Source organism: Nitrincola schmidtii, from assembly GCF_008973715.1.
Lineage (GTDB): Bacteria > Pseudomonadota > Gammaproteobacteria > Pseudomonadales > Balneatricaceae > Nitrincola > Nitrincola schmidtii.
In genome coordinates, this window is record NZ_WBOL01000006.1 from 167,359 (window position 1) to 188,447 (window position 21,089).

Here is a 21,089-nt window from a genome sequence, read left to right on the forward strand (position 1 = left end):
GTAATTTTTCCGTAAATATCAACAAACAGGCTTCACAATTGCAACCCTGATACCATAATAAAGGTATTACTACTCTAGAGGAAAGAGCCATGCCCATTAACAACAACCGATTAATGCTAGAACTTGAAAAAGTACGTCGTGAGATTAACCGTTCTATCATCAATCCATTGATCCCTGAACTGGCATTGGATGACTTAAAGCCTATCCTAACCATGGTTGCTCATGCGCGTGCGGCTTATGTGACTGAACTGTTCGAAATCTCTAAGCTGTCTCCTGACGCGGCTCCTTCTAATGATCAAATCAAACAACTTCGCCAATGCCGAGAAACCTTTGATGAGTTAGTTGCCGCCGTTAATGCGCTGGAAACCGTTATTCAGCGTGACTATTTAGATGTTAAATCGAGAGAGCGCTAGAAGGAACCGTAACGGATGAAACTATGGCAACCACTCTTCATGGCCAGCTTGCTGCTGACACAGTCTTTGGTCATTGCTGATTCCTTAGTTGATTGGCAAGCGCCGGATCATCAGCAACACCCTCTGGCTGGTCAAGTATGGAGTAGTGAAATTGATGAACTTTTCTCTTTAACTCAATTTATTGATGATCTTGAAAAGGGTAGCTGGCTGTTGATGGGCGAACAGCATGACCACCCTGATCACCATCAATTACAGACGGCTATCTTAGCTAAACTTGCAGAGAATAACCGACTGGGTGCCGTCGCCTTTGAGATGGCCAACATCGAACAGCAGCCTTTACTCGATGAATGGTTAGGGCGCGGTGATGACGTTGAACCCGAGCAGCTTAACTGGTCACCAGGTTGGCCGTGGGAGCGTTATCAACAGCAAGTTAGACAAGCATTAAACCATGCAACGCGTGTGATAGGTGCAGACCTTCCCAGAACGGGTCAAATGCAAGCCTATCAGCAGGGAGCCGCTGAGGGACAACTGGATCATGCCCACAGTCACTTTATGATGGAATTGATCTTCACCAGTCACTGTGAAATGCTTCCGCGAGCCAACCTTTCACAAATGTTACAAGTGCAATTGGGACGTGATCAACAGATGGCTAATGCCATGGCTGCCAATACCGATGCTGAAAAAGTGAATGTGTTAATCGCTGGTTCTATGCACGTCAGAAATGACTTAGGCATACCGCGATGGTTATCAATAAATAATACCAGTTTGATTTTAATGTCGTTGGAAGACATGACAGAACCCAGCAAATACTTGGTCGAAGCCTACCCCGAATTTCCAGTTGGGGAACTAACCAGCGATTTTCTACTCTTTACCCCAACAATGCCTGAACAAGACTACTGCGCCGCTTTCCGCTAAAGTAAGCAGTTGTATTTGTAGTTATATAAGGGGTTTAACAGAGTATGGTGGGTCTTTACAATCGGATCATTGCTCAGCCCTTAGCGCTATTTTGGCGCTTGGCCCTCGGCTGCTTACTGTGGTGGATTTTAACTGAAGGCAGCTCGAGCAGTTGGTTAATAGGCATTCCTACTGTGCTAATTGCGGTGTTAGTCAGTTTTCATCTGACGCAGTACAACCCCTATCGTCTCCGTTTTATTGCACTGCCCAGTTTTATTATTTTTTTTATTGCCACTTCGCTGATCGCTGGCTTTGATATTGCCAAACGTACTCTTCATCGTGACTTACCTGTAGGTTCTCAGTGGGTTATTTTTGAAACCCGCTTAGATGGCTTGCCTCGTTGGTTGTTTATGAGCTGCCTCAGTCTGATGCCGGGCACTCTCAGTGTCAGCAGCGAAGCTTATGGACTTGTGATTCACTCGCTCGATGATAAAGCAACAACCCTTTCAGGCCTCAAAAAGCTTGAAGATAAGCTGATAGCATTATTTAAAAAGCGGGAGAGTGATTTATGACGTGGGTCTATGCTGTCACGCTGCTCATTCTGCTGATATCGCTAATCGTTGGCGTATGGCGTGTGATTCAAGGGCCACGCTTAGCCGATAGGCTATTAGCTGCGCAGCTGTTTGGCACAACGGGTGTTGCTGTTTTACTCCTTCTAGCGGAACTCCAATCGCTTCCAGCAGCACGAGATACTGCGCTCGTTCTTGCTTTACTCGCCATGTTAGCAGCCGTCGCGTTTGTCAGCAGAGTGTGGAAAGTCAGACCTGACTCAGAGGATCGACCATGACCCTACTGATGATATTGCAAAGTATTTTGCTAATTTCTGGCGCACTGATGTTTTTAGTGGGTTCGATAGGTTTAGTCCGCTTCCCAGATACTTACACACGCATCCATGCACTGACCAAAGCAGATAACGTAGGTTTAGGATTGATCGTAATCGGGCTCATTCCTGCCAGTTTTTCAGTGTTAGTGACACTAAAAATACTGTTAATTTGGCTATTAGTCATGTTGGCTAGCGCCTTAAGCGGGCATCTTGTTGCGTGGGAGGCCCGTGCGCAACAGGTGCCACTTAAACCGTCAGAAGGCGAATCGTCTAAAGAGACGTTTTCGAAAAGAGAGTTATCAACCAAAGAGTCTAGCGATGAACCTTCTGATTGATTTCACTTTGTTAATCGGCATCCTAGCGATTGCCTTAACCTGCCTAATAAGTCGAAGCCTATTTCGATCAGTGGTGTTTTTTATTTTGTTAGGCTTGATGCTGGCGATCGGCTGGATACGCTTAGGTGCGCCTGATATTGCCTTAGCTGAAGCGGCAATAGGTGCCGGTATCACTGGAGTTTTGCTATTAGATACGCTGGGACATCTGAAAAAAACTGGCAACCTTGAAAACGATGAACCGGCTCCAGGCCGCAAACGACTGATTCTTGCCATAGTATCCAGCTTTACTCTGGTCGGTTTATTGCTATGGGCGGTGTTCAATCAACCGACTCCCGCAATCAATATTCACCTGTTGGTGACTGAGGCGATGCCGGAAAGTGGTGTATCCCATCCGATTACTGCTGTGCTACTCAATTTCCGTAGTTACGATACCTTGCTAGAGGTGGGAGTCCTAGTACTTGCAGTCTTGGTTGGCTTAGCACTTCAAACTGATCAACAAGCCCAAGATAGCTTACCTGGGTTACCGAATCCTTTGTTGCATGCCTGCCTAACCCTGTTAATTCCAGCCATGCTGATTACCTCCATGTATCTGCTTTGGGCGGGGGCCGACCGCCCTGGAGGAGCATTTCAAGCAGGCGCCATGTTAGCTGCAGCGTTTATTCTGCTGCATATTTCTGGTATCAAACTCTCTTCTCAAGTCAGCCACCGAATGATGCAAGCAGGATTATTGTTAGGTTTTGGCGTGTTTCTTGCCGTCGCTACCAGCAGCTTAATTGGGGGAAGACCGTTACTGACTTATCCAGAAGGTGGTGCAGGCATGTTAATTCTGCTTATTGAGCTAGCACTGACATTATCCATTGGACTGATTCTTTTAAGCCTATTTACCATCGCTAATTCGCCTCCTCACCATAAAGATCAAGGAGGCGACCATGGACACTAATCTGATCTTCACCCTCTGTGGTGTTGGCTTATGTGGTATAGGTTTTTTTGGTTTTATCTATCACCGCCATCTGTTAAGACGGCTGATTGCCTTTAATTTGATAGGTAATGGCACGTTTTTGATCATGGTGGGCTTTGCTCAGCGCGGGCAAGGTGTCACTGACCATGTGATTCAGGCGCTCGTGCTAACAGGTATCGTTGTTGCAGTGGCAGCAACTGCGTTAGGACTCGTGTTGATTCGCCGTTGGTTCCAGCTAAAGGGATCGACACAGCTACCTGAGGATGACGCATCATGAATATGATTTTGTCGCCTATCCCCTGGCTACTGGTGATTCCGCTGGCGGGTGCCGTTTTGACCATGTTGGTGCCCTATCATTGGCGCTCACCCGCTTCAGTCGTGGGCATATTCACGCAACTGATGGCATCCGTTGTACTCTGGTATCAGGTGACGCATTACGGACCACAGTTTTATGCCATGGCGGATTGGCAAGCGCCTTTAGGGATTGCGCTTCGTGCTGACGGTTTGGCAACACTTTTCATTTTAATGAGTAGCCTAGTGGCTTCTGCGTGTGCGTTTTATGCTCATGCTTATTTAAGCCTGCAAAAGCGTGCTCACTTTTGGCCGTTGCTCTGGTTTTTATGGGCATCGTTGAATGGTATCTGGCTGGCAGCTGATACCTTCAATCTCTATGTAGGATTAGAGTTACTCACGTTTGCAGCGGTTGGACTGGTTGCTTTTGCATCAGATGAGCGCTCGTTAGAAGCCTCTATTCGTTATCTTTATGCCGCACTGTTAGGATCAATGGCGTACTTGTTAGGGGTCGCTCTGCTTTACGGCGCTCAGGGAACCTTATCCATGGATAGCTTAGCAGAGACTTGGCATTGGGGGCCGACCAATCAAGTCGCCGTTACCCTGATTCTCGGGGGCTTACTGCTAAAAACAGCTGTTTTTCCATTACACACGTGGCTACCACCGGCTCATGGCGGCGCGTTAACACCCGTAAGCGCATTGTTGTCTGCGTTGGTGATCAAGGCTTCTTTTTATATTCTGCTTCGCTTTTGGATAGAGTTCCAAATCTATCAATTCTTACCTTCTTTATCCCAACTATTAGGGGCTCTGGGCGCTGGCGCGATTCTTTGGGGTGGATGGATGGCATTACGCCAAACACACCTAAAGATGGTGGTTGCCTACTCAACCGTCGCGCAGATAGGTTATATGACCTTAATGTTTCCTCTGCTGGTTGCAGAAAGCAGTGAAGCATCCCTGCTGGCCTATCAAGGCGGTATTTTAATGCTACTCGCTCACGCTTTTGCCAAGGCGGGAATGTTCTTAGCAGCGGGTAATCTCATTTTCTGCACAGGCAAACCCGACTTAGTCTCGCTTGCGGGTATGAGTCGCTATCGACCACTGAATATATTTGCTTTTGGCTTGGCCGGTGTCAGTCTGATGGGGCTACCTCCCAGCGGGGGTTTTAACGCCAAATGGCTGCTGCTACAAAGCAGCTTTATGTCGGGGCAATGGTGGTGGATCGTGGTATTACTGCTCGGTAACCTTTTGTCTGCTGCTTATGTCTTCAGAGTGTTTGCCTACACCTATCAAGAAACCGATGCACTCGATACCTATAAGCGCCCAAAACTATCACTGGAACTGATTGCATTAGGTCTATCCGTAGGCAGTATTTTACTGGGGTTTATTTCCGTATGGCCACTCGAAATGATTAGCTTGCCGGGACCGGTCATGGAGGCACTGCCATGAACTGGTTTGATTGGCTACCTTTAGCGATATTAATGACCTCCTTCATGGCAGCAACGATTATTTTTATGCTGCCAGAACAGCGCCATATCCTTCGCAGCACGGTGAACCTTGGTGCAGCCTGTATCAAGCTTATCTTGATTGTGTTTTTGATACAGGTGGTATTAAAACAACAGTATCCTGAAATACGTTTAGAAGTGCTTCCCGGGTTAGACTTGATTTTGCGTGCTGATTCTCTGGCGATTTTGTTCGCCGGTTTGTCTTCAGTGCTCTGGCTGTTCACCACCCTCTATGCCATAGGCTATCTTGAAAACTCGCCTAACCGAAGCCGTTTCTTTGGTTACTTTAGCTTATGTGTCGCGAGTACGATGGGAATATCGCTGGCGGGTAACCTGTTCACCTTTTTAATCTTTTATGAACTCTTAACCCTTTCAACCTATCCTCTAGTGGTACATCGAGGTAATGCAGCCTCGATCAAAGCAGGTCGAACCTATTTGATCTACACCCTAAGCGGCGGTGTCGTTCTGTTACTAGGTGTTGCCTCTCTTTATGCACTTGGAGGAGATATCGCGTTTGGTGATATTGAACGGACCGCTGCGTTAGTCGGCACTTGGCCGGAACTGATGACCATCATCTTTATTTTACTAATTGCTGGTTTAGGGGTTAAAGCGGCCATTTTCCCTTTTCATGGCTGGCTACCCACCGCCATGGTGGCTCCTGCACCCGTCAGTGCGCTTCTGCATGCGGTAGCGGTCGTTAAAGCGGGGGCTTTTGGTATCGTCAGAGTGGTTTACGATATCTATGGTATAGAGTTGTCTTGGCAGCAAGGCTTTCTTTTTCCGATTGCGGTGCTGGCTTCATTCACCATTTTATATGGCTCATGGCGAGCACTACAGCAAAGTGATATTAAAAAACGACTAGCCTATTCAACCGTTAGCCAAGTCTCTTATATCTTACTAGGCATCAGTATATTTGGTCCCTTGGGTACCATCGGTGGTTTAGTTCATTTGTTACATCAAGGCTTGATGAAAGTCACCTTGTTCTTTTGCGCAGGTAACTTTGCTGAAACCCTTGGTATTCATAAGATTCATGAATTAGATGGCGTTGGCAAACGCTTACCACTGACCAGTGCTGCCTTCACGGTGGGTGCTTTAGGTATGATCGGGTTACCTCCTGTTGCTGGGTTCATTAGCAAGTGGTATCTGGGTATGGGAGCACTGGAAGCCAATATGGAATGGGTTATTTTTGTGCTGATCGGCAGTAGCCTGCTTAATGCGGCTTATTTCTTACCGGTACTCAAACGTATTTGGTTTAACCCTCAGCAAGGGCAATGGCCTCTCGAAGTGATCAATAACAACCGAGACGCAATACCTTTACTGCTTATTCCAGCATTAGTCACAGCTTCCCTGAGTATCGCTGCCGGTTTATTTGCCAGCTCTATCTTAAGCCCCTTGGGATGGGCGGAACTGATTACCCTAAGGGAGTACCTGCGATGATTAGCCAAGGATTACTCTTTTTAACACCTTTGTTTCCGTTGATGTTGGCAGTACTCGCCTGCTTCGAGCGCTTCAAGAAAAATGCAGGCATCTTAGCGGTCATTGCCGTTCTACCCGCATTATTGCTCAGTTTACTTCATCTGGGACAGCTAGAAGCGACTTACCTAAGCATGCCTGCTGTACTATTGGGAAGTGTCTGGCATACCCATCCCACGGGTATGACCTTTTTACTCTTTACCTCAGTATTGTGGTTCTTCAGTGCACTCTATGGCATTGGCTATCACAAAGCTGATGACAAAGCTCAGCGATTTTGGATTTTATGGCTACTCACGCTTAGTGGTAATCTAGGGTTATTAGTCAGTGCCGATATCATCAGTTTTTACGGCTTTTTCGCCCTGATGACCTTTGCAGGCTATGGCTTAGTCATTCATACCGGAAAAGAGCTGGCTTTACGTGCTGGCCGAATCTATCTAATCATGGCGGTTATCGGTGAGATGCTGATACTGACCGCTTTATTTCTAGGCAGTGCCGCCACAGGGCACACCTCTATTCTCGCTCAGGATATTGCCGCAGCAATTCCAGAATCAAATTACCTAAATCTGGTGATGTTTTGTTTGTTTTTCGGCTTTGGTGTCAAAGCAGGCATCCCGCTCATGCATCTTTGGCTTCCCTTAGCGCATCCCGTTGCACCGACACCCGCCAGCGCCGTTCTCAGTGGTGCCATGATTAAAGCAGGTCTGTTTGCTTGGATCAGTCTTTTCCCATTGGGATATCTACAATCGTCAGCATGGGGAATGTTACTGATTTTATTTGGCTTTGTAGCGTCTTTTGGTGGTGGATTGATAGGCATGTTACAGCAAGCACCCAAAGCGGTGCTCGCCTACTCCAGTATTAGCCAAATGGGGTTAATGACCGTCACCATCGGTTGTTTATTCTTAAAACCAGAACTCACTCCCATAGTCATTCCAGCTCTGGCTTTCTTTGCACTGCATCATGCGCTTTCTAAAGGAGCGTTGTTTTTATCGGTTGGCATCAACAACCAATATCAATCTATTCCGATCATGTTATTTGTTATAGGGATGCTGTTACCTGCCTTGTCTTTGGTCGGCCTTGCAGGCAGTGGTATTCAAGCAAAATTATTACTGAAAGAAGGACTTTATGCCCTTTATCTCCCCGGTATTGTGACAGGTATCACCCTCAGTGCTCTGGCTACCACAGGATTGATGTTTCGATTTCTATGGTTACTCAGGCAAGAAAGACGAGAATCGGGTCAAGTAACATCAGCTGATCCATGGATGCAATTAAGTTGGGCTGGATTGCTGTTATGTGGTTTTTTAGCGCCGGTCATGTTTAGTGGCAACCTAGAAACTCAGAGCATCCTACAACAACCCTTTGAATACCTAGGATTACTCTGGGTTCCTGTTATTGCGAGTATCTTTGCGGTTTGGTTTATTAGCCATCCTCTTCGAGCCAGTGTTCCTCAAGGCGACATCATTGTGTTAATAGAGCCTTGGTTTAGCATTAAAGAAGCGAGCGCGGGAGCAAAAGAGACAAGGACTAAGCCAAACCTATTAGTTTGGGCCGACAAAGATCAACAACCCACTCCTTCAGCCACACTTGAGATCTTTAGTCGATCTCAAGTGGCTGCATTATTAGGGGTATTACTATTATTCGCTAACGTATTGATCTGGCTTTATTAAACCGCCTGAATGGCCACTTTCAGCACACCATCACGTTGGTTAGAGAAAAGGTCATACGCCTCTACAATATTTTCCAGCGAATAACGATGGGTGACCATGGGCCCCAAATCAATTCGGCCTGAAGCAATAATACTCATCAGGCGGCGCATTCGTTCTTTGCCGCCCGGGCAGAGCGAGGTGATAATTTTGTGATCACCTAAACCAGCGCAGAAGGCATCGAGTGGAATATGCAAATCTGACGAGTAAACACCTAAGCTAGATAAGGTTCCTCCAGGCTTGAGCACTCGAAGAGCGGCTTCAAACGTCGATTGCAGTCCAAGTGCCTCAATGGAAGCGTCAACGCCACGCCCACCAGTAATTTTGAGTATTTCTGATACCACGTCGACTTTATTAAAATCGAGAGTAATATCAGCGCCCATTTTTCGAGCCATCTGCAAACGTTCTGGTATACCGTCCACCACAATAATTTGGCTGGCACCTCGAAGTTTTGCACCGGCGGTTGCACACAGTCCTATCGGTCCCTGAGCAAATACTGCGACGGTATCACCAATACGAATATTGGCAGATTCTGCGCCAGCAAAGCCGGTCGACATAATATCGGGGCACATCAGCACCTGTTCATCGGTTAAACCGTCAGGTACGGGCGATAAGTTAGCTTGGGCATCCGGTACCAGTAGATATTCTGCTTGCGCACCATCAATGGTGTTACCAAAGCGCCAGCCACCCATGGGTTTATAACCATGCGAATGACTACCGCCATCTTGAGCACTGCAACCATCTTGGCAACCATAGGAAGTAAAGCTAGGGCAAATGGCACCCGCTATAACACGCTGGCCTTCTTGATACCCCTGCACATTGGCACCCAGTTTTTCAATAATACCGACGGGTTCATGCCCGACTGTTAAGCCTTTTGCAACGGGATATTCGCCTTTTAGAATATGGATATCAGTGCCACAAATCGTGGTGGTCGTGACGCGAATCAACGCATCATTGGGGCCAATATCGGGGATAGGCTTGTCTTCTAACTCAATACGGCCCGGTGCTACGAACACAGCCGCTTTCATCATCATCGCCATCTCATTCTCCTGATTGTTGCATCATTTTATGATTTATTCTGTGATGCACTTTGCTTGCCTTGAACCATCTTTGAAAATTCTTTGAAAACAAACAAATTTCAAATATTTCTCTTTAAATCTAGTACAGAAAGGATGGCTATACCACGCTGCAACGCAGCATGTTTGAGCCAAAGCGCGTTGCACAGTAAACTCTGTGCTTACTGAAATATTAAGATGGAAACACGTCATGCAATTCACCGGAACAGAGCGCTATGTCGCGACAGATGAACTTCAATTAGCGGTTAATGCAGCACTCACACTGGAGCGTCCATTATTGATAAAAGGTGAACCAGGCACGGGTAAAACCCTATTGGCGGAAGAGGTAGCCAGTGCGTTAGGGCGGCCTTTGTTTACTTGGCATGTGAAATCCACCACTAAAGCGCAACAGGGTTTATATGAATATGATGCGGTTTCACGATTACGCGACTCACAACTCGGTGATGACCGGGTGCATGACATCAGCAACTACATCGTTCCCGGTAAAGTATGGGAGGCCTTTACCAGCGAAACACCGGCTGTACTGCTGATTGATGAGATAGATAAAGCGGACATTGAATTCCCAAATGACCTGTTACTGGAATTGGATCGCATGGAGTTTCATGTCTACGAAACACAACAAAATATCAAAGCGCATCATCGTCCATTAGTCATTATTACCTCCAATAATGAAAAAGAACTACCGGATGCTTTCCTAAGACGCTGCTTTTTTCATTACATTCGCTTCCCTGATAAAGACACCATGCGCCAAATCATTCAGGTGCATTTTGCAGATATCCAAAAACAGCTCGTCGAGCGGGCATTAGAAGTCTTTTATGATCTTCGCGACATTTCAGGATTAAAGAAAAAGCCCAGTACCTCTGAACTCGTCGATTGGCTGAAACTCTTGATGGCAGATGATCTTGCCCGCGATGTATTGTTAAAACAAGATACCGCGTCAGCGGTTCCACCCCTGTGTGGGGCACTGGTAAAAAATGAACAGGATACCAGTCTATTGGAACGCCTAGCGTTTATGATTCGTCGCCAACAGCGCTAATAAGGTCGTCTCGATGCTGATCGATTTTTTCGAAACTCTACGAAAAGCCGAAGTTCCTGCGACGCCGAGGGAGTTTTTGGATCTCATTCGTGCGCTAGATAATAATCTGGCCTTTGCCGATCTGAATGCTTTTTACCTGCTCGGGCGCACCTGTTTGGTAAAAGATGAAAAGTACTATGATCGATTTGACCAAGCCTTTTCTTACTACTTCTCTGGTCTAGGCGAATTGCCCATGTCACTGGAGCAGTTGATTCCTGATGAATGGCTGCGCAAAACCTTTTCTAAACAACTGACCGATGCTGAAAAAGCTGAACTGAGTAGCCTTGGCAGCTTAGAGAAACTGCTCGAAACCCTGCAAGAACGACTCAATGAGCAAAAAGGACGTCATGCGGGTGGTAATAAATGGATAGGCACAGGAGGAACATCACCCTTTGGACACAGTGGTTATCACCCAGAAGGCGTCAGAATCGGTGGCGAGTCCCGCCATCGCAAAGCCGTGAAGGTATGGGATAAGCGCGAGTTTCGTAACCTAGACGACCATCAAAATCTTGATAATCGTAATATCCAGGTTGCCTTAAAACGCCTGCGTAAATTTGCGCGCACTGGCGCCCATGAAGAACTCGATCTGGAATCCACTATTCGAGCGACTGCACGCAATGCAGGTCACTTAGATATCAAAATGGTTCGTGAACGTCATAATGCTGTTAAGGTGCTGCTGTTGTTGGATATTGGTGGCTCCATGGATGAACATATTCAGCATATTGAAGCGCTGTTTAGTGCTTGCCGAACTGAATTTCGTCATCTTGAAAGCTATTACTTTCATAACTGCATCTATGAATCAGTTTGGCGTGATAATCGCCGTCGTTTCGATAACCGCACCGCAACACTCGATCTGATCAACACTTACGCCTCTGATTATAAAGTCATTATTGTTGGCGATGCGTCCATGTCACCCTATGAGATTGCTGTTCCGGGTGGCAGTGTTGAACACATGAATGCAGAACCAGGTCAACGTTGGATTGAACGTATCACCCATCATTGGCCATCAATCGTCTGGCTCAACCCCGTCGAGCAGCGCTACTGGCCTTACACTCAGTCTATTGGCATGGTGCAAAGCTTGGTTCAACAACGTATGTATCCGATGACGTTAGAAGGGTTGGATGGTGCGATGAAAGAGCTCAGTAAGCATTAACACCTGAATCCGTGACTTCAGACTCAACAAAAGTGTTCAAAACCCTGCAATAGCAAGGCGTCCAACATTAAAATAAAGCTGTTAAGTAAGGCTTGAAGTTCAAGACAGTATCTAAACTCCGATCTTCAATGGACTACATTCGAATTAAACTTCCAGCTTTTCCAATGCTGAGGTATCTTCTGGGGGTTTAGTAAACGCCGTGTTTTTTATTTAGATAGCAATAATTCACACATTGATTCTCGTAAAAACTAACGGCAATGACGAAGAAGTTCGTCTTTTAACGATTTTAAATTAATTGGTTTGGTTAAGAATCCATTCATACCCGCTGTCTCACATTTTTCACGATCCTCTGAGAAAGCGTTAGCGGTCAGTGCCACGATAATGGGTTGCTTTAGATCATTTCTCGAACGGATTACGGTCGTTGCGGTAATCCCGTCCATAACAGGCATCTGCATATCCATTAAAACCAAATCAAAATAATGATTTTCAATCTGCTCAATCGCTTGCAATCCATTTTCAGCTAGAACAACCGCTACACCGATCTTTTCCATCAGTTTTCTGACAAGCATTTGGTTTACAGGGTTATCCTCTACTAGCAGAACACGTAATTCGTGAAGATTTTCGATGCTGGTTTCTTCATGTGGATCAGTAACACTGATGGACTTGGGAGTGTTTGCTTTAAAGGAAAAACTAAAACGACTGCCGTGAACAATTGATTCGTCTAACCAGAGCGATCCCTGCATCGCTTTAGCGAGATGCTTAGAGATAATGAGGCCTAAACCACTCCCCCCATATTTACGTGTGATCGTGCTATCGACTTGGCTAAATGGCTTAAATAAGCGTTCGCGGTGTTCTAGAGAAATGCCTATCCCGGTATCTTGCACAAACGCTAGCCACGAATCAGATTCGGAAGGGTTCTTCTGTAGCCCAATCGTGATGTCACCTTCATGAGTGAATTTAATCGCGTTAGAGATCAAATTAAAAAATATCTGTCTAAGGCGCGTTGGATCGCCTAGCAGGTGTTGCGGCAAATCTGTTGATATCGCAAGATTTAATGAAAGCCCTTTGTCTGATATCTGGGTTGAAAAAATCGCTATCAAATCGTCAATGAGTGCCTTGAGATTAAACGGAATATTCTCTAACTCTAACTTTCCTGCTTCAATTTTAGATAAATCGAGAATATCACTGATCAGTGACAGCAGTGTTTGACCACAGTTAGTCAAGGTATTTAAATACTGGCTCTGTTCTGGCGTGATGGATGTTGTTCTCAGTAACTCCGTCATACCAAGAACTCCATTAAGCGGCGTTCGAATCTCATGGCTCATCGTCGCCAAAAACTCTGATTTAGCCTGGGTCGCTTTTTTAGCCTGACTCAGTGCTTCAGACAACTCTTGCGTTCGTTGATCTATTCTATTTTCAAGATCACTTGCCAATTGCAGAAGGTTTTGATTTGCGTGATAAAGCTCTAGACTTTTACCTTCAAGGAGGGCTTCTGCTTCTTTTCGAGCTCGTCTTTCTCTATCTAAGCGTTTGGCCCACCGTGCTTCAAGCGTTGCGACATCATTCATCGTATCAGTCATCAGCTTGAATTCTTAACAACGTGTAATTTGGAAGCGAGCAGAGTTTTCATCTAGCATCTCTCGTTTTACCTCTACTTGCTCACCATAATGACGTGCGCAAGCAATGATAAGCCCCTCCGCCAAATCAGAAAAATGGCGTGATGAGTGGTAAATCATGTTTAAGGTATTCCCTTCACGCTGACAATCAAAACGTGGCAATTGAGCATCGGGATATAGCTTTATGACTTCGGGGTGTATGTAATCCTCAACACTGCTCAAAAATGTGAAACTATCATTAATATCTTTAAAGAATGATGGGAACTTTTCAAAGAACACCTTGAACAAGTGTTGACCAAACGCTTTTACTAAATCATCTGGCGCTATATCTGTACGTTCAGAGAGTGCTATCACCATATCCACTAACTCTTGATGGTCGTAGACTCCTACACTAGTGTAGGCACCGCCAGACTTAGGGTTCGCTGCATCAATAATGTCATCAACCATGTCTATCGAGAAGGTTTCTTCAACCATGTCTAAAAATTCAGTAAACACCATGCCTTTCATGAATAAATACCTCTTAACTGAACACTCAGATAACTATAGCACGAGTTGGTTAAGAGTTAACTTCAACCAAGATGCCAAAAAAGCAGAGAAGTTTTTTCCAGAAGAAAACGATTACCTGAATCAAACTAAATATTTTCACCTAAAAATACAGAGAAGCGTATTCCTGTCATATACTCTAAAAATCGACTCTTAAACCTTGCCTTTGTATGAGTGTTGTCACTTTACAATTTAAATAGAGATGATCAAATAGAGCTATTAACGTGCTTATAAATATCATAAACAATACCGCAACCCTACCACTGCGCGGTTATGTTTTAAATTTCCTGAGGCCAATCACGCTATTCGGGCTTCTGGTGTTGATATTTTTTGCCTCTTTATGCCATGCCAACAACGACGAACAGCAACTGCAAAATGATCAGATTACATTAGGTATCTTCGCCTTCCGTCCTAAGGAAATTCTGACTCAACAATACCAACCCTTAGCGGACTATTTGACTGAGGCACTGGGTGATATTCAGGTGGTTATTGAGATACTGACTCAAGATGAAATTGAGGATGCCATCCTTGATCAACAATTGGATTTGCTATTTACCAACCCCAGTCACTATGTTCAGGTCAGAAGCAGAAGTCCGTTGAGCGGCGCCTTAGCCACTCTCATCAGCATGGAAGATGGACAGGCAGTTGATCATTTAGGTGGTGTGATTATCACTCGATTTGATAACCCTAACCCAAATGATCTTAAACAACTTCGTGGAAGTAACATTGGCGTGCCAGGTACACGTTTTTTAGGCGGGTTTCAAGCTCAAGCTTACGAGTTACAACAAGTGGGATTAAGATTACCTGATCACGCCGAATTGATCGTGTTAGGCGGCCACGATGCAGTTGTTTATGCGGTGCTGGCAGGTGATGTTGAATATGGCTTTATCCGATCAGGCATTATCGAGGCGATGGAACGCGAAAGTAAAATCGATCCGACAAAACTAACCATCATTAATCCACAACAATTCCCCCACTTTCCATATCGCGTCTCGACCCGACTCTATCCTGAATGGGCGTTTGTCTCCTTGCCACATGTTGATCGTCGCCATGTCCGATTAATCGCTAGTGCTCTAATGGCTCTGGAAGAACACCACCCCGCAGCCAAGAACGCAAACATTGGTGGTTTTTCACCGCCGGGGGATTACCTACCCGTAGAAAACCTGGCTCGGGCATTGCGAATGCCGCCTTTTGATGAGCGCATTCCCTTAGAAGTTTTTTGGTATGATCACCGTGAAATTGCAATTACCAGTTTACTCTTGCTAGGCATTTTATCGATTTGGGCCCTATGGGTGAGTGGCCGCATGATGCAGCAACGGCGCCGTGCCGATGCATTGACTCGCCAGGCAGCCAGTGTTTTTGAACATGCTAACGAAGGCATTATTATTACCGATCCTCAAGGAGTCATCCTTGATGTTAACGCCGCTTTTACCAATATCACCGGTTATAATCGAGAGGATGTGATAGGAAAAAATCCTCGAATACTTCGCTCTAATCAGCACAATCGAGAATTTTATCAAGAAATGTGGAAAGCGCTTGAGCAAACCGGTTTATGGCGTGGTGAGTTATGGAATCGTCACAAAAATGGCCAACTTTATGCAGAACTACTGAACATTAGCACCATTCGAAAACCTAATGGCGAAATAGTCCGCTATATCGGTATTTTTTCAGACATCACTCAACTGAAACAGCAGCAAAAACAACTCGAGTTTATGGCCCACTATGACGCTCTGACGGGCCTTCCTAATCGAGTATTGCTAGCAGATCGTCTACAACAGGCCATGTCCCAAGCTCAACGACGCAAAAACAAGGTTGCTGTCGTATTTCTAGATCTGGACGGCTTTAAAAACATTAACGATTCCCATGATCATGAGTTTGGTGATCTTCTGCTTGTTCATATCGCCAATAAGATGAAATCAGTCATGCGAGAGGGCGACACATTAGCGCGTTTCGGTGGCGATGAGTTTGTTGCTGTATTGCTAGATTTCCCCAATCTTCCAAGCAGTGTACCTGTGCTTGAACGACTTCTTCACACCTGCGCCGAAACTGTCATCATCAAAGGCAAGCAAATCTCAATTTCCGCAAGCATCGGTGTCAGTTATTTCCCACAGGAGGAAGAACTGGATGCCGATCAGTTGATACGTCAAGCAGATCAAGCCATGTACCAGGCAAAACAAACTGGTAAAAATCATTATCACATTTTTGATACTGAGCAAGACAACGCGGTACGTGGTCAGTACGAAAGCATTGAAAGGATACGTGAAGCCCTAAGCAAAAATGAATTTGTGCTGTATTACCAACCCAAGGTCAACATGCGCACGGGGGAAGTTCATGGTGTAGAAGCGCTGATTCGCTGGCAACATCCAGAACGCGGCCTACTTCCTCCTGCAACCTTTTTGCCGATCTTAGAACACCATCCGCTGGCTATCTCACTGGGCGAATGGGTGCTGTCGACAGCCTTGTCTCAACTCGATGAATGGCGAAGCCAAGGATTGAAACTGTCCATTAGTGTCAATATTCATGCATTGCATCTACAACAGGAAAACTTTATCGAACGTTTGCAAGCCGAAATCAAAAACCACCCAGACTTCATGCCGGGTGAGCTTGAGCTCGAAATTCTTGAAACCAGCGCGCTTGAGAATATTGCTGGGGTATCCAAGATCATTCAAGGCTGTCAGAAGCTAGGTGTCGACTTTTCTGTGGATGATTTTGGCACAGGTTACTCATCACTGACCTATCTGAAACGTTTACCCGTTCATATGCTAAAGATCGATCAAAGTTTTGTCAGAGATATGCTGGAAGATCCTGATGACCTAGCCATTTTAGATGGCATCATAGGACTGGCGAATGCGTTTAACCGCAAAGTGATTGCTGAGGGGGTCGAAACATCAGAGCACTCAGAAATGCTGCTTCGCCTGGGTTGTGAGTTAGGACAGGGCTACGCTATTGGCAAACCCATGCCCGCCTCCATGCTTACCACATGGATTGAAACCTGGCGCCCAACCGAGATTCACCGAACAACGCAACCGGTAGAACACAAGAATCTTCCGGTACTGTTTGCCATCGTTGAACATATCGCTTGGACAAAAGAGATAGAACACTATGTCAATGGCCAACAACTTCTGCCGCCGGTGATAGGAAAAGAGGAGTGTCGTTTTGGCCAGTGGCTATCTGGCCATCAACTGAGTTCGACACTTAACCCAACCACACTTGAAAAACTCAAAAAGCACCATGATGACTTACACCAACAGGCTGTTAACTTAATTACGTTGAAGAGTAATCAGCAGCAAGAGAAAGCCATTCTTGGCATAGAAACACTGCATCAGAAGCGTCTTTCGCTACAGCAGCTTTTAGAAGAGTTACTCAAAGAACCACCGAGTCAGTTTTAACGCTTACATTGACTCGCCAATAACCACAAAACTTGCCAGTTCCATCGCAGCATACTCTGGAAAAACGAGAAGCTTGGCTCCATGATCTGCCGCGATACTCACCCACTCGGTCAGTTTTGCTTGGTAATCCCCCCAAGTTTCAAACCAATCTATGGGGTATGCTGCCACGGCGGCTTTGAAAGGCAACTGTTTCATCAAGCGTCATACCCCATAAAATCAATTCAGATCAGCAAAAAAGTGAATTGGTTTAGGACTCACAACATTTTTAACCAAATCTGCATGGTTTTATCCGTTTCTTTTGGTTGATCAACATCTTTCCAACTAAAGTCAGCTTCCACACCTTCTAGTGGAACATAATCTCGTTTATACCAAAACTCATCTAAGGATTGATAGTTTTCGGGTTTAAGGGGATGGTTTAACGGCCGACTGACTGCCGCAAAGCAACTAAATTGCAAGCCCAAATCGCGACCATGCGCCTCACGCCGGTCAAAGAAAGCATGTCTAAACCCTTGCCCGCGATACTCAGGCAGGAGCACGGATTCACCACAGTACAACATTGTCTCAGGATTAAAGCCGGCATCCGAGAGGGTTTCAGAAAACGATTTATCATGCTCACTCAAGATGCCGCAGGTCGCAGCACCCACCAGTTTTTTGCCATCAAAGGCACCCACAACTAATGAATGCTTATTCAGATAATGCTTTAGGTACTTTTGCTCGTAGGCTCGAGTACCATCATACAAGTAAGGGAAGCCTCTAAAGATCTGGATTCTTAAATCAGCAATAGCATCAAACCAAGGCCAAATATCATCACCATTTAAGTTTATGATCTTAATGTTTGTCATGATTGCCCGCCACTTGAGCGATCCAGTGGTTAATTTGATATAGCACGATAAACACCCCCCTAGTTTTTTTGTTTGTACAATCCTGACACAAACACTAGGGGATTGAGAATTCACCTTAGACTAGAAAGATGATGCCATGACGCAATTAACAAATCTTAGGTCGTTTTTTAAATAAACTATTTGCAGACAATAACCCCTCGTTCTAAAGTGTGGTTTCTTCGTAAAGATAGGGATAAGTCAGCAAATGTTTGAAGCATGGCTATTGATGGCGCTAGTCATAGGTTTACTACTACTCTCAAGCATTGTTCTGAGTTGGAGTAACTTTTTTACACTTCGCAAACTAAAACGTACTGTTTCTGAACTCGAAGCATTGAAACAACGCTTAGCGAATTCCTCTATCCCTACTCAAGACTTACCTGACTCCCAGCAGATTCAAGAAGCCAGTGAGATAGCTGAAGAAGTCACATCTACACCTGAATCAATCACCTCTGACTTGGATGCCAGCTTCCCAGAGGAAACAGAAGCTGCAGCGCCGTTGGCGACGAAGCTAGCTGATACTAATCCTTGGGGTGAGAAATCCGACAAGCCGAAAACACTCAGCGAATCGACTGCTAACACTCATAAAGCAGCCTCCGATACACAGGCATCAACCATCCAACCTAGCTGGAAAAGTAACTGGATGGTATGGCTAGGTGGCGGCTGTATCGCTTTATCCGGTATTTTCTTAGCGCGTTACTCGATTGAGCAAGGGCTCTTGGGTCCCACCGCACGCATTGTATTAGGACTATTGTTGGGTCTGGGTATGCTTTTGGGTGCCGAGTGGCTAAGACGTAAAATGGAAACTGCTTATTCAGCCGTTGCCGCACTGGCAGGGGGTGCGATTGTGATGCTTTACAGCGTTACGTTGGCCGCACTGCATCTCTATCAACTTTGGCCTCCTCTGTTCGTCTTTGCGTTACTGGCGTTGATCTCTTTAGCTGCGATGGTGCTGGCTGTATGGCATGGTCCGATCCTGGCCTGGATAGGAATTGCCGGCGCTTATGCCGTACCCTTACTGATCGGCGGTGGCAGTTCTGATCTACTTCCGGTACTGATATATGTCCTGATCGTGACCAGTTCCTCTCTGGTGTTGCAGCGTTATGTCCAACAAAACTGGCTGTTTAATTTAACCCTAACCGGTGTTTTGGGCTGGTGGTGGCTACTTCAGCTCAGTGGCCAATCATTGGAATGGGTAGGGCTTTATCTCAGTGTCAGTGCGTATTTATTTTTAAGTATCCCTCAGTTTAATTTTAAGCTGACTCAGTCTTATATCGATCAACCCATTAAACGCTCTATCAAAGCCTTTTTCCGCTATAAACAATCCTATCAGCGCCAGACACTGATCGCGTTAAGTTTGATCATCATGGCTCAGGGGATCAGCATTGCACTGCATCCTGATTGGCAAGCGGCCATCTGGCTTTGGACACCTTTGTTAGTGTTGATTTTATTCAGTAGCCGCTTTAATGAGCGACTCAAACTTCTGCCTTGGCTGAGTGCATTGGTGTTTTTCAGCAGCCTGATTGCGGCACACTTTCATACGGGCTGGACTTTCTCTACCCGTTTTATTGTGCTCAACCTTGAAGACCAAACAGCCTTGCTCAAACTATTGGTAGTATGGACACTTCTCTATGTGGGTCATGCCTACTGGTCGCTGAAAACGCCACGCTATCCTGCTCTCAAGCTTTCATTAGGCATTATGGCACCTCTATTTGCCTTGGCACTGGCTTGGCAACTGGCGGGGGATTTGTTGCAAGATTGGTTCTGGAGCGCCGCTGCCCTGATTTGCGGTCTAGGCTATATCGGTCGAGCACAAATAAGACAGACTAAAGATCGTAGTCGGTCATGGCTGATTTTGGCGGGGCATTTAGGCTACTCCTTAGCCGTGGTGATCTTCTTCGATTCAGCAACACTGATTCTTGCCTTAGCTGCACAAATCGTCTCCTTGGCATGGTTACACCAGCAACATGAGGATGCTTTACTCAGCTGGGTGATGAAGCTATTGCTGATGTTGATTCTGGCAAGGCTGACACTGCAACCCTGGCTACTTCCGCAATACGAGACTAGCTTATTGAGCTATGCAGGTTGTTTTGCTTTAGTGTTCACGGCAAGCAGACTGAACAAAACACACGCCATTTCTCGATGGTTGGAAGGCGCCAGCTTGCACCTTCTGGTTTTACTGCTCTTCATGCTACTACGTTTCTGGCTTTACGATGGCGATCTGTTTATACGCCGCTACACTTTTACCGAAGCCGCATTCAACACGCTTATTTGGGGTGGTCTGGGGTTGGTTTACTACTATCGAAGTTTCTTAGCAGAGCAGATGCAAAGCCTGTATCGGCTTACCGCACAGCTCTTGCTCGTTGCGTCTGTCATCAATTACTTAGTGTTGATTAGTTGGCTAAACCCACTCTTCAACTGGAGTTTATCGGTAGCAGAAACACCGATTTTCAATCTACTGCTGTTAGCCTATGGCGCACCGATTTTACTGTTTATCTTAGCTGCTCGCTTTTACGACTCACAATACAAAGCCATCTTCTGGAGCTTGGCAGGCATTGCTGGCTGGATATTTGTGAATTTAGAGATACGTCATCTCTGGCAAGGGGATTTAACGCTGGTTGACCCTATGCTCAGTGGTGAGTTGTACAGCTATTCCTTAGCATGGTTACTGATGGCAGCTGGAGCTATTTTGCTCGGCTCTCTTCGTCAACAGTTGCGCCTTTATCAAGCAGGTATGGTATTGCTGTTGCTAACGATTGCTAAGATTTTCTTGATCGACATGTCGGACTTAACGGGATTATTAAGAGTAGCGTCGTTTATGGGACTGGGTTTGTGTTTGCTGGGATTAGCCTTTACCCATCAGTGGTTATCGAAAAGAGGATCTTCGTTAAGCCAATCTTCGGAGTAGAA

19 protein-coding genes are annotated in these 21,089 nt (G+C 45.7%); 14 read left to right on the forward strand and 5 right to left on the reverse strand.

Annotation, left to right across the window (positions count from 1 at the left end):
• Window positions 1–89 precede the first annotated feature (89 nt).
• The 10 genes from F7R24_RS07380 to F7R24_RS07425 are packed head-to-tail and all read left to right on the forward strand — an operon-like array spanning window position 90 to window position 8,413.
• A complete protein-coding gene (locus F7R24_RS07380; protein ID WP_151670597.1) occupies window positions 90–413 on the forward strand; it encodes a hypothetical protein in 324 nt (107 codons plus the stop codon).
• A 15-nt stretch (window positions 414–428) separates the two neighbouring features.
• Window positions 429–1,328 (forward strand): ChaN family lipoprotein, encoded by a 900-nt coding sequence (locus F7R24_RS07385; protein WP_151670598.1) that lies wholly within the window; start codon window positions 429–431, stop codon window positions 1,326–1,328.
• A 44-nt stretch (window positions 1,329–1,372) separates the two neighbouring features.
• The gene (locus F7R24_RS07390) at window positions 1,373–1,879 is read left to right on the forward strand and encodes a Na+/H+ antiporter subunit E (protein WP_151670599.1); all 507 of its coding nucleotides are present in this window, start codon (window positions 1,373–1,375) and stop codon (window positions 1,877–1,879) included.
• Entirely contained in the window at window positions 1,876–2,154 is a 279-nt protein-coding gene (locus tag F7R24_RS07395) for an MrpF/PhaF family protein (protein ID WP_151670600.1), read from the forward strand. The genes F7R24_RS07390 and F7R24_RS07395 overlap by 4 nt, the downstream gene beginning before the upstream one ends.
• Window positions 2,151–2,525: a monovalent cation/H(+) antiporter subunit G gene (gene mnhG / locus F7R24_RS07400; protein ID WP_151670601.1), complete on the forward strand. Its 375-nt coding sequence runs from the start codon at window positions 2,151–2,153 to the stop codon at window positions 2,523–2,525. The genes F7R24_RS07395 and mnhG overlap by 4 nt, the downstream gene beginning before the upstream one ends.
• Window positions 2,509–3,465, forward strand: coding sequence for a hydrogenase subunit MbhD domain-containing protein (locus tag F7R24_RS07405; protein ID WP_151670602.1), 957 nt, complete (start codon window positions 2,509–2,511; stop codon window positions 3,463–3,465). Before mnhG ends, F7R24_RS07405 begins: the two co-directional genes overlap by 17 nt.
• The gene (locus tag F7R24_RS07410; RefSeq protein WP_151670603.1) at window positions 3,455–3,760 is read left to right on the forward strand and encodes an NADH-quinone oxidoreductase subunit K; all 306 of its coding nucleotides are present in this window, start codon (window positions 3,455–3,457) and stop codon (window positions 3,758–3,760) included. The genes F7R24_RS07405 and F7R24_RS07410 overlap by 11 nt, the downstream gene beginning before the upstream one ends.
• Window positions 3,757–5,220 (forward strand): complex I subunit 5 family protein, encoded by a 1,464-nt coding sequence (locus tag F7R24_RS07415; protein WP_206057494.1) that lies wholly within the window; start codon window positions 3,757–3,759, stop codon window positions 5,218–5,220. Before F7R24_RS07410 ends, F7R24_RS07415 begins: the two co-directional genes overlap by 4 nt.
• Entirely contained in the window at window positions 5,217–6,713 is a 1,497-nt protein-coding gene (locus F7R24_RS07420) for a complex I subunit 5 family protein (protein WP_151670604.1), read from the forward strand. The genes F7R24_RS07415 and F7R24_RS07420 overlap by 4 nt, the downstream gene beginning before the upstream one ends.
• Window positions 6,710–8,413, forward strand: coding sequence for a complex I subunit 5 family protein (locus F7R24_RS07425; protein WP_168926792.1), 1,704 nt, complete (start codon window positions 6,710–6,712; stop codon window positions 8,411–8,413). Before F7R24_RS07420 ends, F7R24_RS07425 begins: the two co-directional genes overlap by 4 nt.
• Here F7R24_RS07425 and F7R24_RS07430 read toward each other — a convergent pair.
• Window positions 8,410–9,489 (reverse strand): NAD(P)-dependent alcohol dehydrogenase, encoded by a 1,080-nt coding sequence (locus tag F7R24_RS07430; protein WP_151670606.1) that lies wholly within the window; start codon window positions 9,487–9,489, stop codon window positions 8,410–8,412. The genes F7R24_RS07425 and F7R24_RS07430 overlap by 4 nt on opposite strands.
• 226 nt (window positions 9,490–9,715) lie before the next feature.
• Between F7R24_RS07430 and F7R24_RS07435 the strand changes: the two genes are divergently transcribed.
• On the forward strand, window positions 9,716–10,561 hold the full coding sequence (locus F7R24_RS07435; protein ID WP_151670607.1) for an AAA family ATPase: 846 nt from the start codon (window positions 9,716–9,718) through the stop codon (window positions 10,559–10,561).
• A gap of 13 nt (window positions 10,562–10,574) precedes the next feature.
• A complete protein-coding gene (locus F7R24_RS07440; protein WP_151670608.1) occupies window positions 10,575–11,753 on the forward strand; it encodes a vWA domain-containing protein in 1,179 nt (392 codons plus the stop codon).
• 248 nt (window positions 11,754–12,001) lie between these two features.
• Here the strand turns inward: F7R24_RS07440 and F7R24_RS07445 are convergent, their stop codons facing one another.
• The gene (locus F7R24_RS07445) at window positions 12,002–13,333 is read right to left on the reverse strand and encodes a response regulator (RefSeq protein ID WP_151670609.1); all 1,332 of its coding nucleotides are present in this window, start codon (window positions 13,331–13,333) and stop codon (window positions 12,002–12,004) included.
• Between the two features lie 12 nt (window positions 13,334–13,345).
• The gene (locus F7R24_RS07450) at window positions 13,346–13,876 is read right to left on the reverse strand and encodes a heme NO-binding domain-containing protein (protein WP_151670610.1); all 531 of its coding nucleotides are present in this window, start codon (window positions 13,874–13,876) and stop codon (window positions 13,346–13,348) included.
• Window positions 13,877–14,229: 353 nt separating this feature from the next.
• On the opposite strand from F7R24_RS07450, the gene F7R24_RS07455 reads away from it, so the two are divergent.
• Entirely contained in the window at window positions 14,230–17,301 is a 3,072-nt protein-coding gene (locus F7R24_RS07455) for an EAL domain-containing protein (protein ID WP_151670611.1), read from the forward strand.
• 3 nt (window positions 17,302–17,304) lie between these two features.
• Here the strand turns inward: F7R24_RS07455 and F7R24_RS07460 are convergent, their stop codons facing one another.
• Both F7R24_RS07460 and F7R24_RS07465 read right to left on the reverse strand, forming a co-directional pair.
• Complete coding sequence (locus tag F7R24_RS07460) at window positions 17,305–17,496, reverse strand: hypothetical protein (protein WP_151670612.1); 192 nt, start codon at window positions 17,494–17,496, stop codon at window positions 17,305–17,307.
• A gap of 59 nt (window positions 17,497–17,555) precedes the next feature.
• Entirely contained in the window at window positions 17,556–18,143 is a 588-nt protein-coding gene (locus F7R24_RS07465) for a GNAT family protein (RefSeq protein WP_151670613.1), read from the reverse strand.
• A 244-nt stretch (window positions 18,144–18,387) separates the two neighbouring features.
• Between F7R24_RS07465 and F7R24_RS07470 the strand changes: the two genes are divergently transcribed.
• Window positions 18,388–21,087, forward strand: coding sequence for a DUF2339 domain-containing protein (locus F7R24_RS07470; protein WP_151670614.1), 2,700 nt, complete (start codon window positions 18,388–18,390; stop codon window positions 21,085–21,087).
• Window positions 21,088–21,089 lie beyond the last annotated feature (2 nt).

Excerpts from the sequence above, each read along its gene's own strand:
- mnhG (WP_151670601.1), top strand. The coding sequence starts at position 2,151 with ATGACCCTACTGATGATATTGCAAAGTATTTTGCTAATTTCTGGCGCA.
- F7R24_RS07460 (WP_151670612.1), bottom strand. The coding sequence starts at position 17,496 with ATGAAACAGTTGCCTTTCAAAGCCGCCGTGGCAGCATACCCCATAGAT.
- F7R24_RS07395 (WP_151670600.1), top strand. The coding sequence starts at position 1,876 with ATGACGTGGGTCTATGCTGTCACGCTGCTCATTCTGCTGATATCGCTA.
- F7R24_RS07440 (WP_151670608.1), top strand. The coding sequence starts at position 10,575 with ATGCTGATCGATTTTTTCGAAACTCTACGAAAAGCCGAAGTTCCTGCG.
- F7R24_RS07425 (WP_168926792.1), top strand. The coding sequence starts at position 6,710 with ATGATTAGCCAAGGATTACTCTTTTTAACACCTTTGTTTCCGTTGATG.
- F7R24_RS07420 (WP_151670604.1), top strand. The coding sequence starts at position 5,217 with ATGAACTGGTTTGATTGGCTACCTTTAGCGATATTAATGACCTCCTTC.
- F7R24_RS07390 (WP_151670599.1), top strand. The coding sequence starts at position 1,373 with ATGGTGGGTCTTTACAATCGGATCATTGCTCAGCCCTTAGCGCTATTT.
- F7R24_RS07405 (WP_151670602.1), top strand. The coding sequence starts at position 2,509 with ATGAACCTTCTGATTGATTTCACTTTGTTAATCGGCATCCTAGCGATT.
- F7R24_RS07380 (WP_151670597.1), top strand. The coding sequence starts at position 90 with ATGCCCATTAACAACAACCGATTAATGCTAGAACTTGAAAAAGTACGT.
- F7R24_RS07445 (WP_151670609.1), bottom strand. The coding sequence starts at position 13,333 with ATGACTGATACGATGAATGATGTCGCAACGCTTGAAGCACGGTGGGCC.
- F7R24_RS07385 (WP_151670598.1), top strand. The coding sequence starts at position 429 with ATGAAACTATGGCAACCACTCTTCATGGCCAGCTTGCTGCTGACACAG.
- F7R24_RS07435 (WP_151670607.1), top strand. The coding sequence starts at position 9,716 with ATGCAATTCACCGGAACAGAGCGCTATGTCGCGACAGATGAACTTCAA.
- F7R24_RS07470 (WP_151670614.1), top strand. The coding sequence starts at position 18,388 with ATGTTTGAAGCATGGCTATTGATGGCGCTAGTCATAGGTTTACTACTA.
- F7R24_RS07410 (WP_151670603.1), top strand. The coding sequence starts at position 3,455 with ATGGACACTAATCTGATCTTCACCCTCTGTGGTGTTGGCTTATGTGGT.
- F7R24_RS07430 (WP_151670606.1), bottom strand. The coding sequence starts at position 9,489 with ATGGCGATGATGATGAAAGCGGCTGTGTTCGTAGCACCGGGCCGTATT.
- F7R24_RS07465 (WP_151670613.1), bottom strand. The coding sequence starts at position 18,143 with ATGACAAACATTAAGATCATAAACTTAAATGGTGATGATATTTGGCCT.
- F7R24_RS07450 (WP_151670610.1), bottom strand. The coding sequence starts at position 13,876 with ATGAAAGGCATGGTGTTTACTGAATTTTTAGACATGGTTGAAGAAACC.
- F7R24_RS07415 (WP_206057494.1), top strand. The coding sequence starts at position 3,757 with ATGAATATGATTTTGTCGCCTATCCCCTGGCTACTGGTGATTCCGCTG.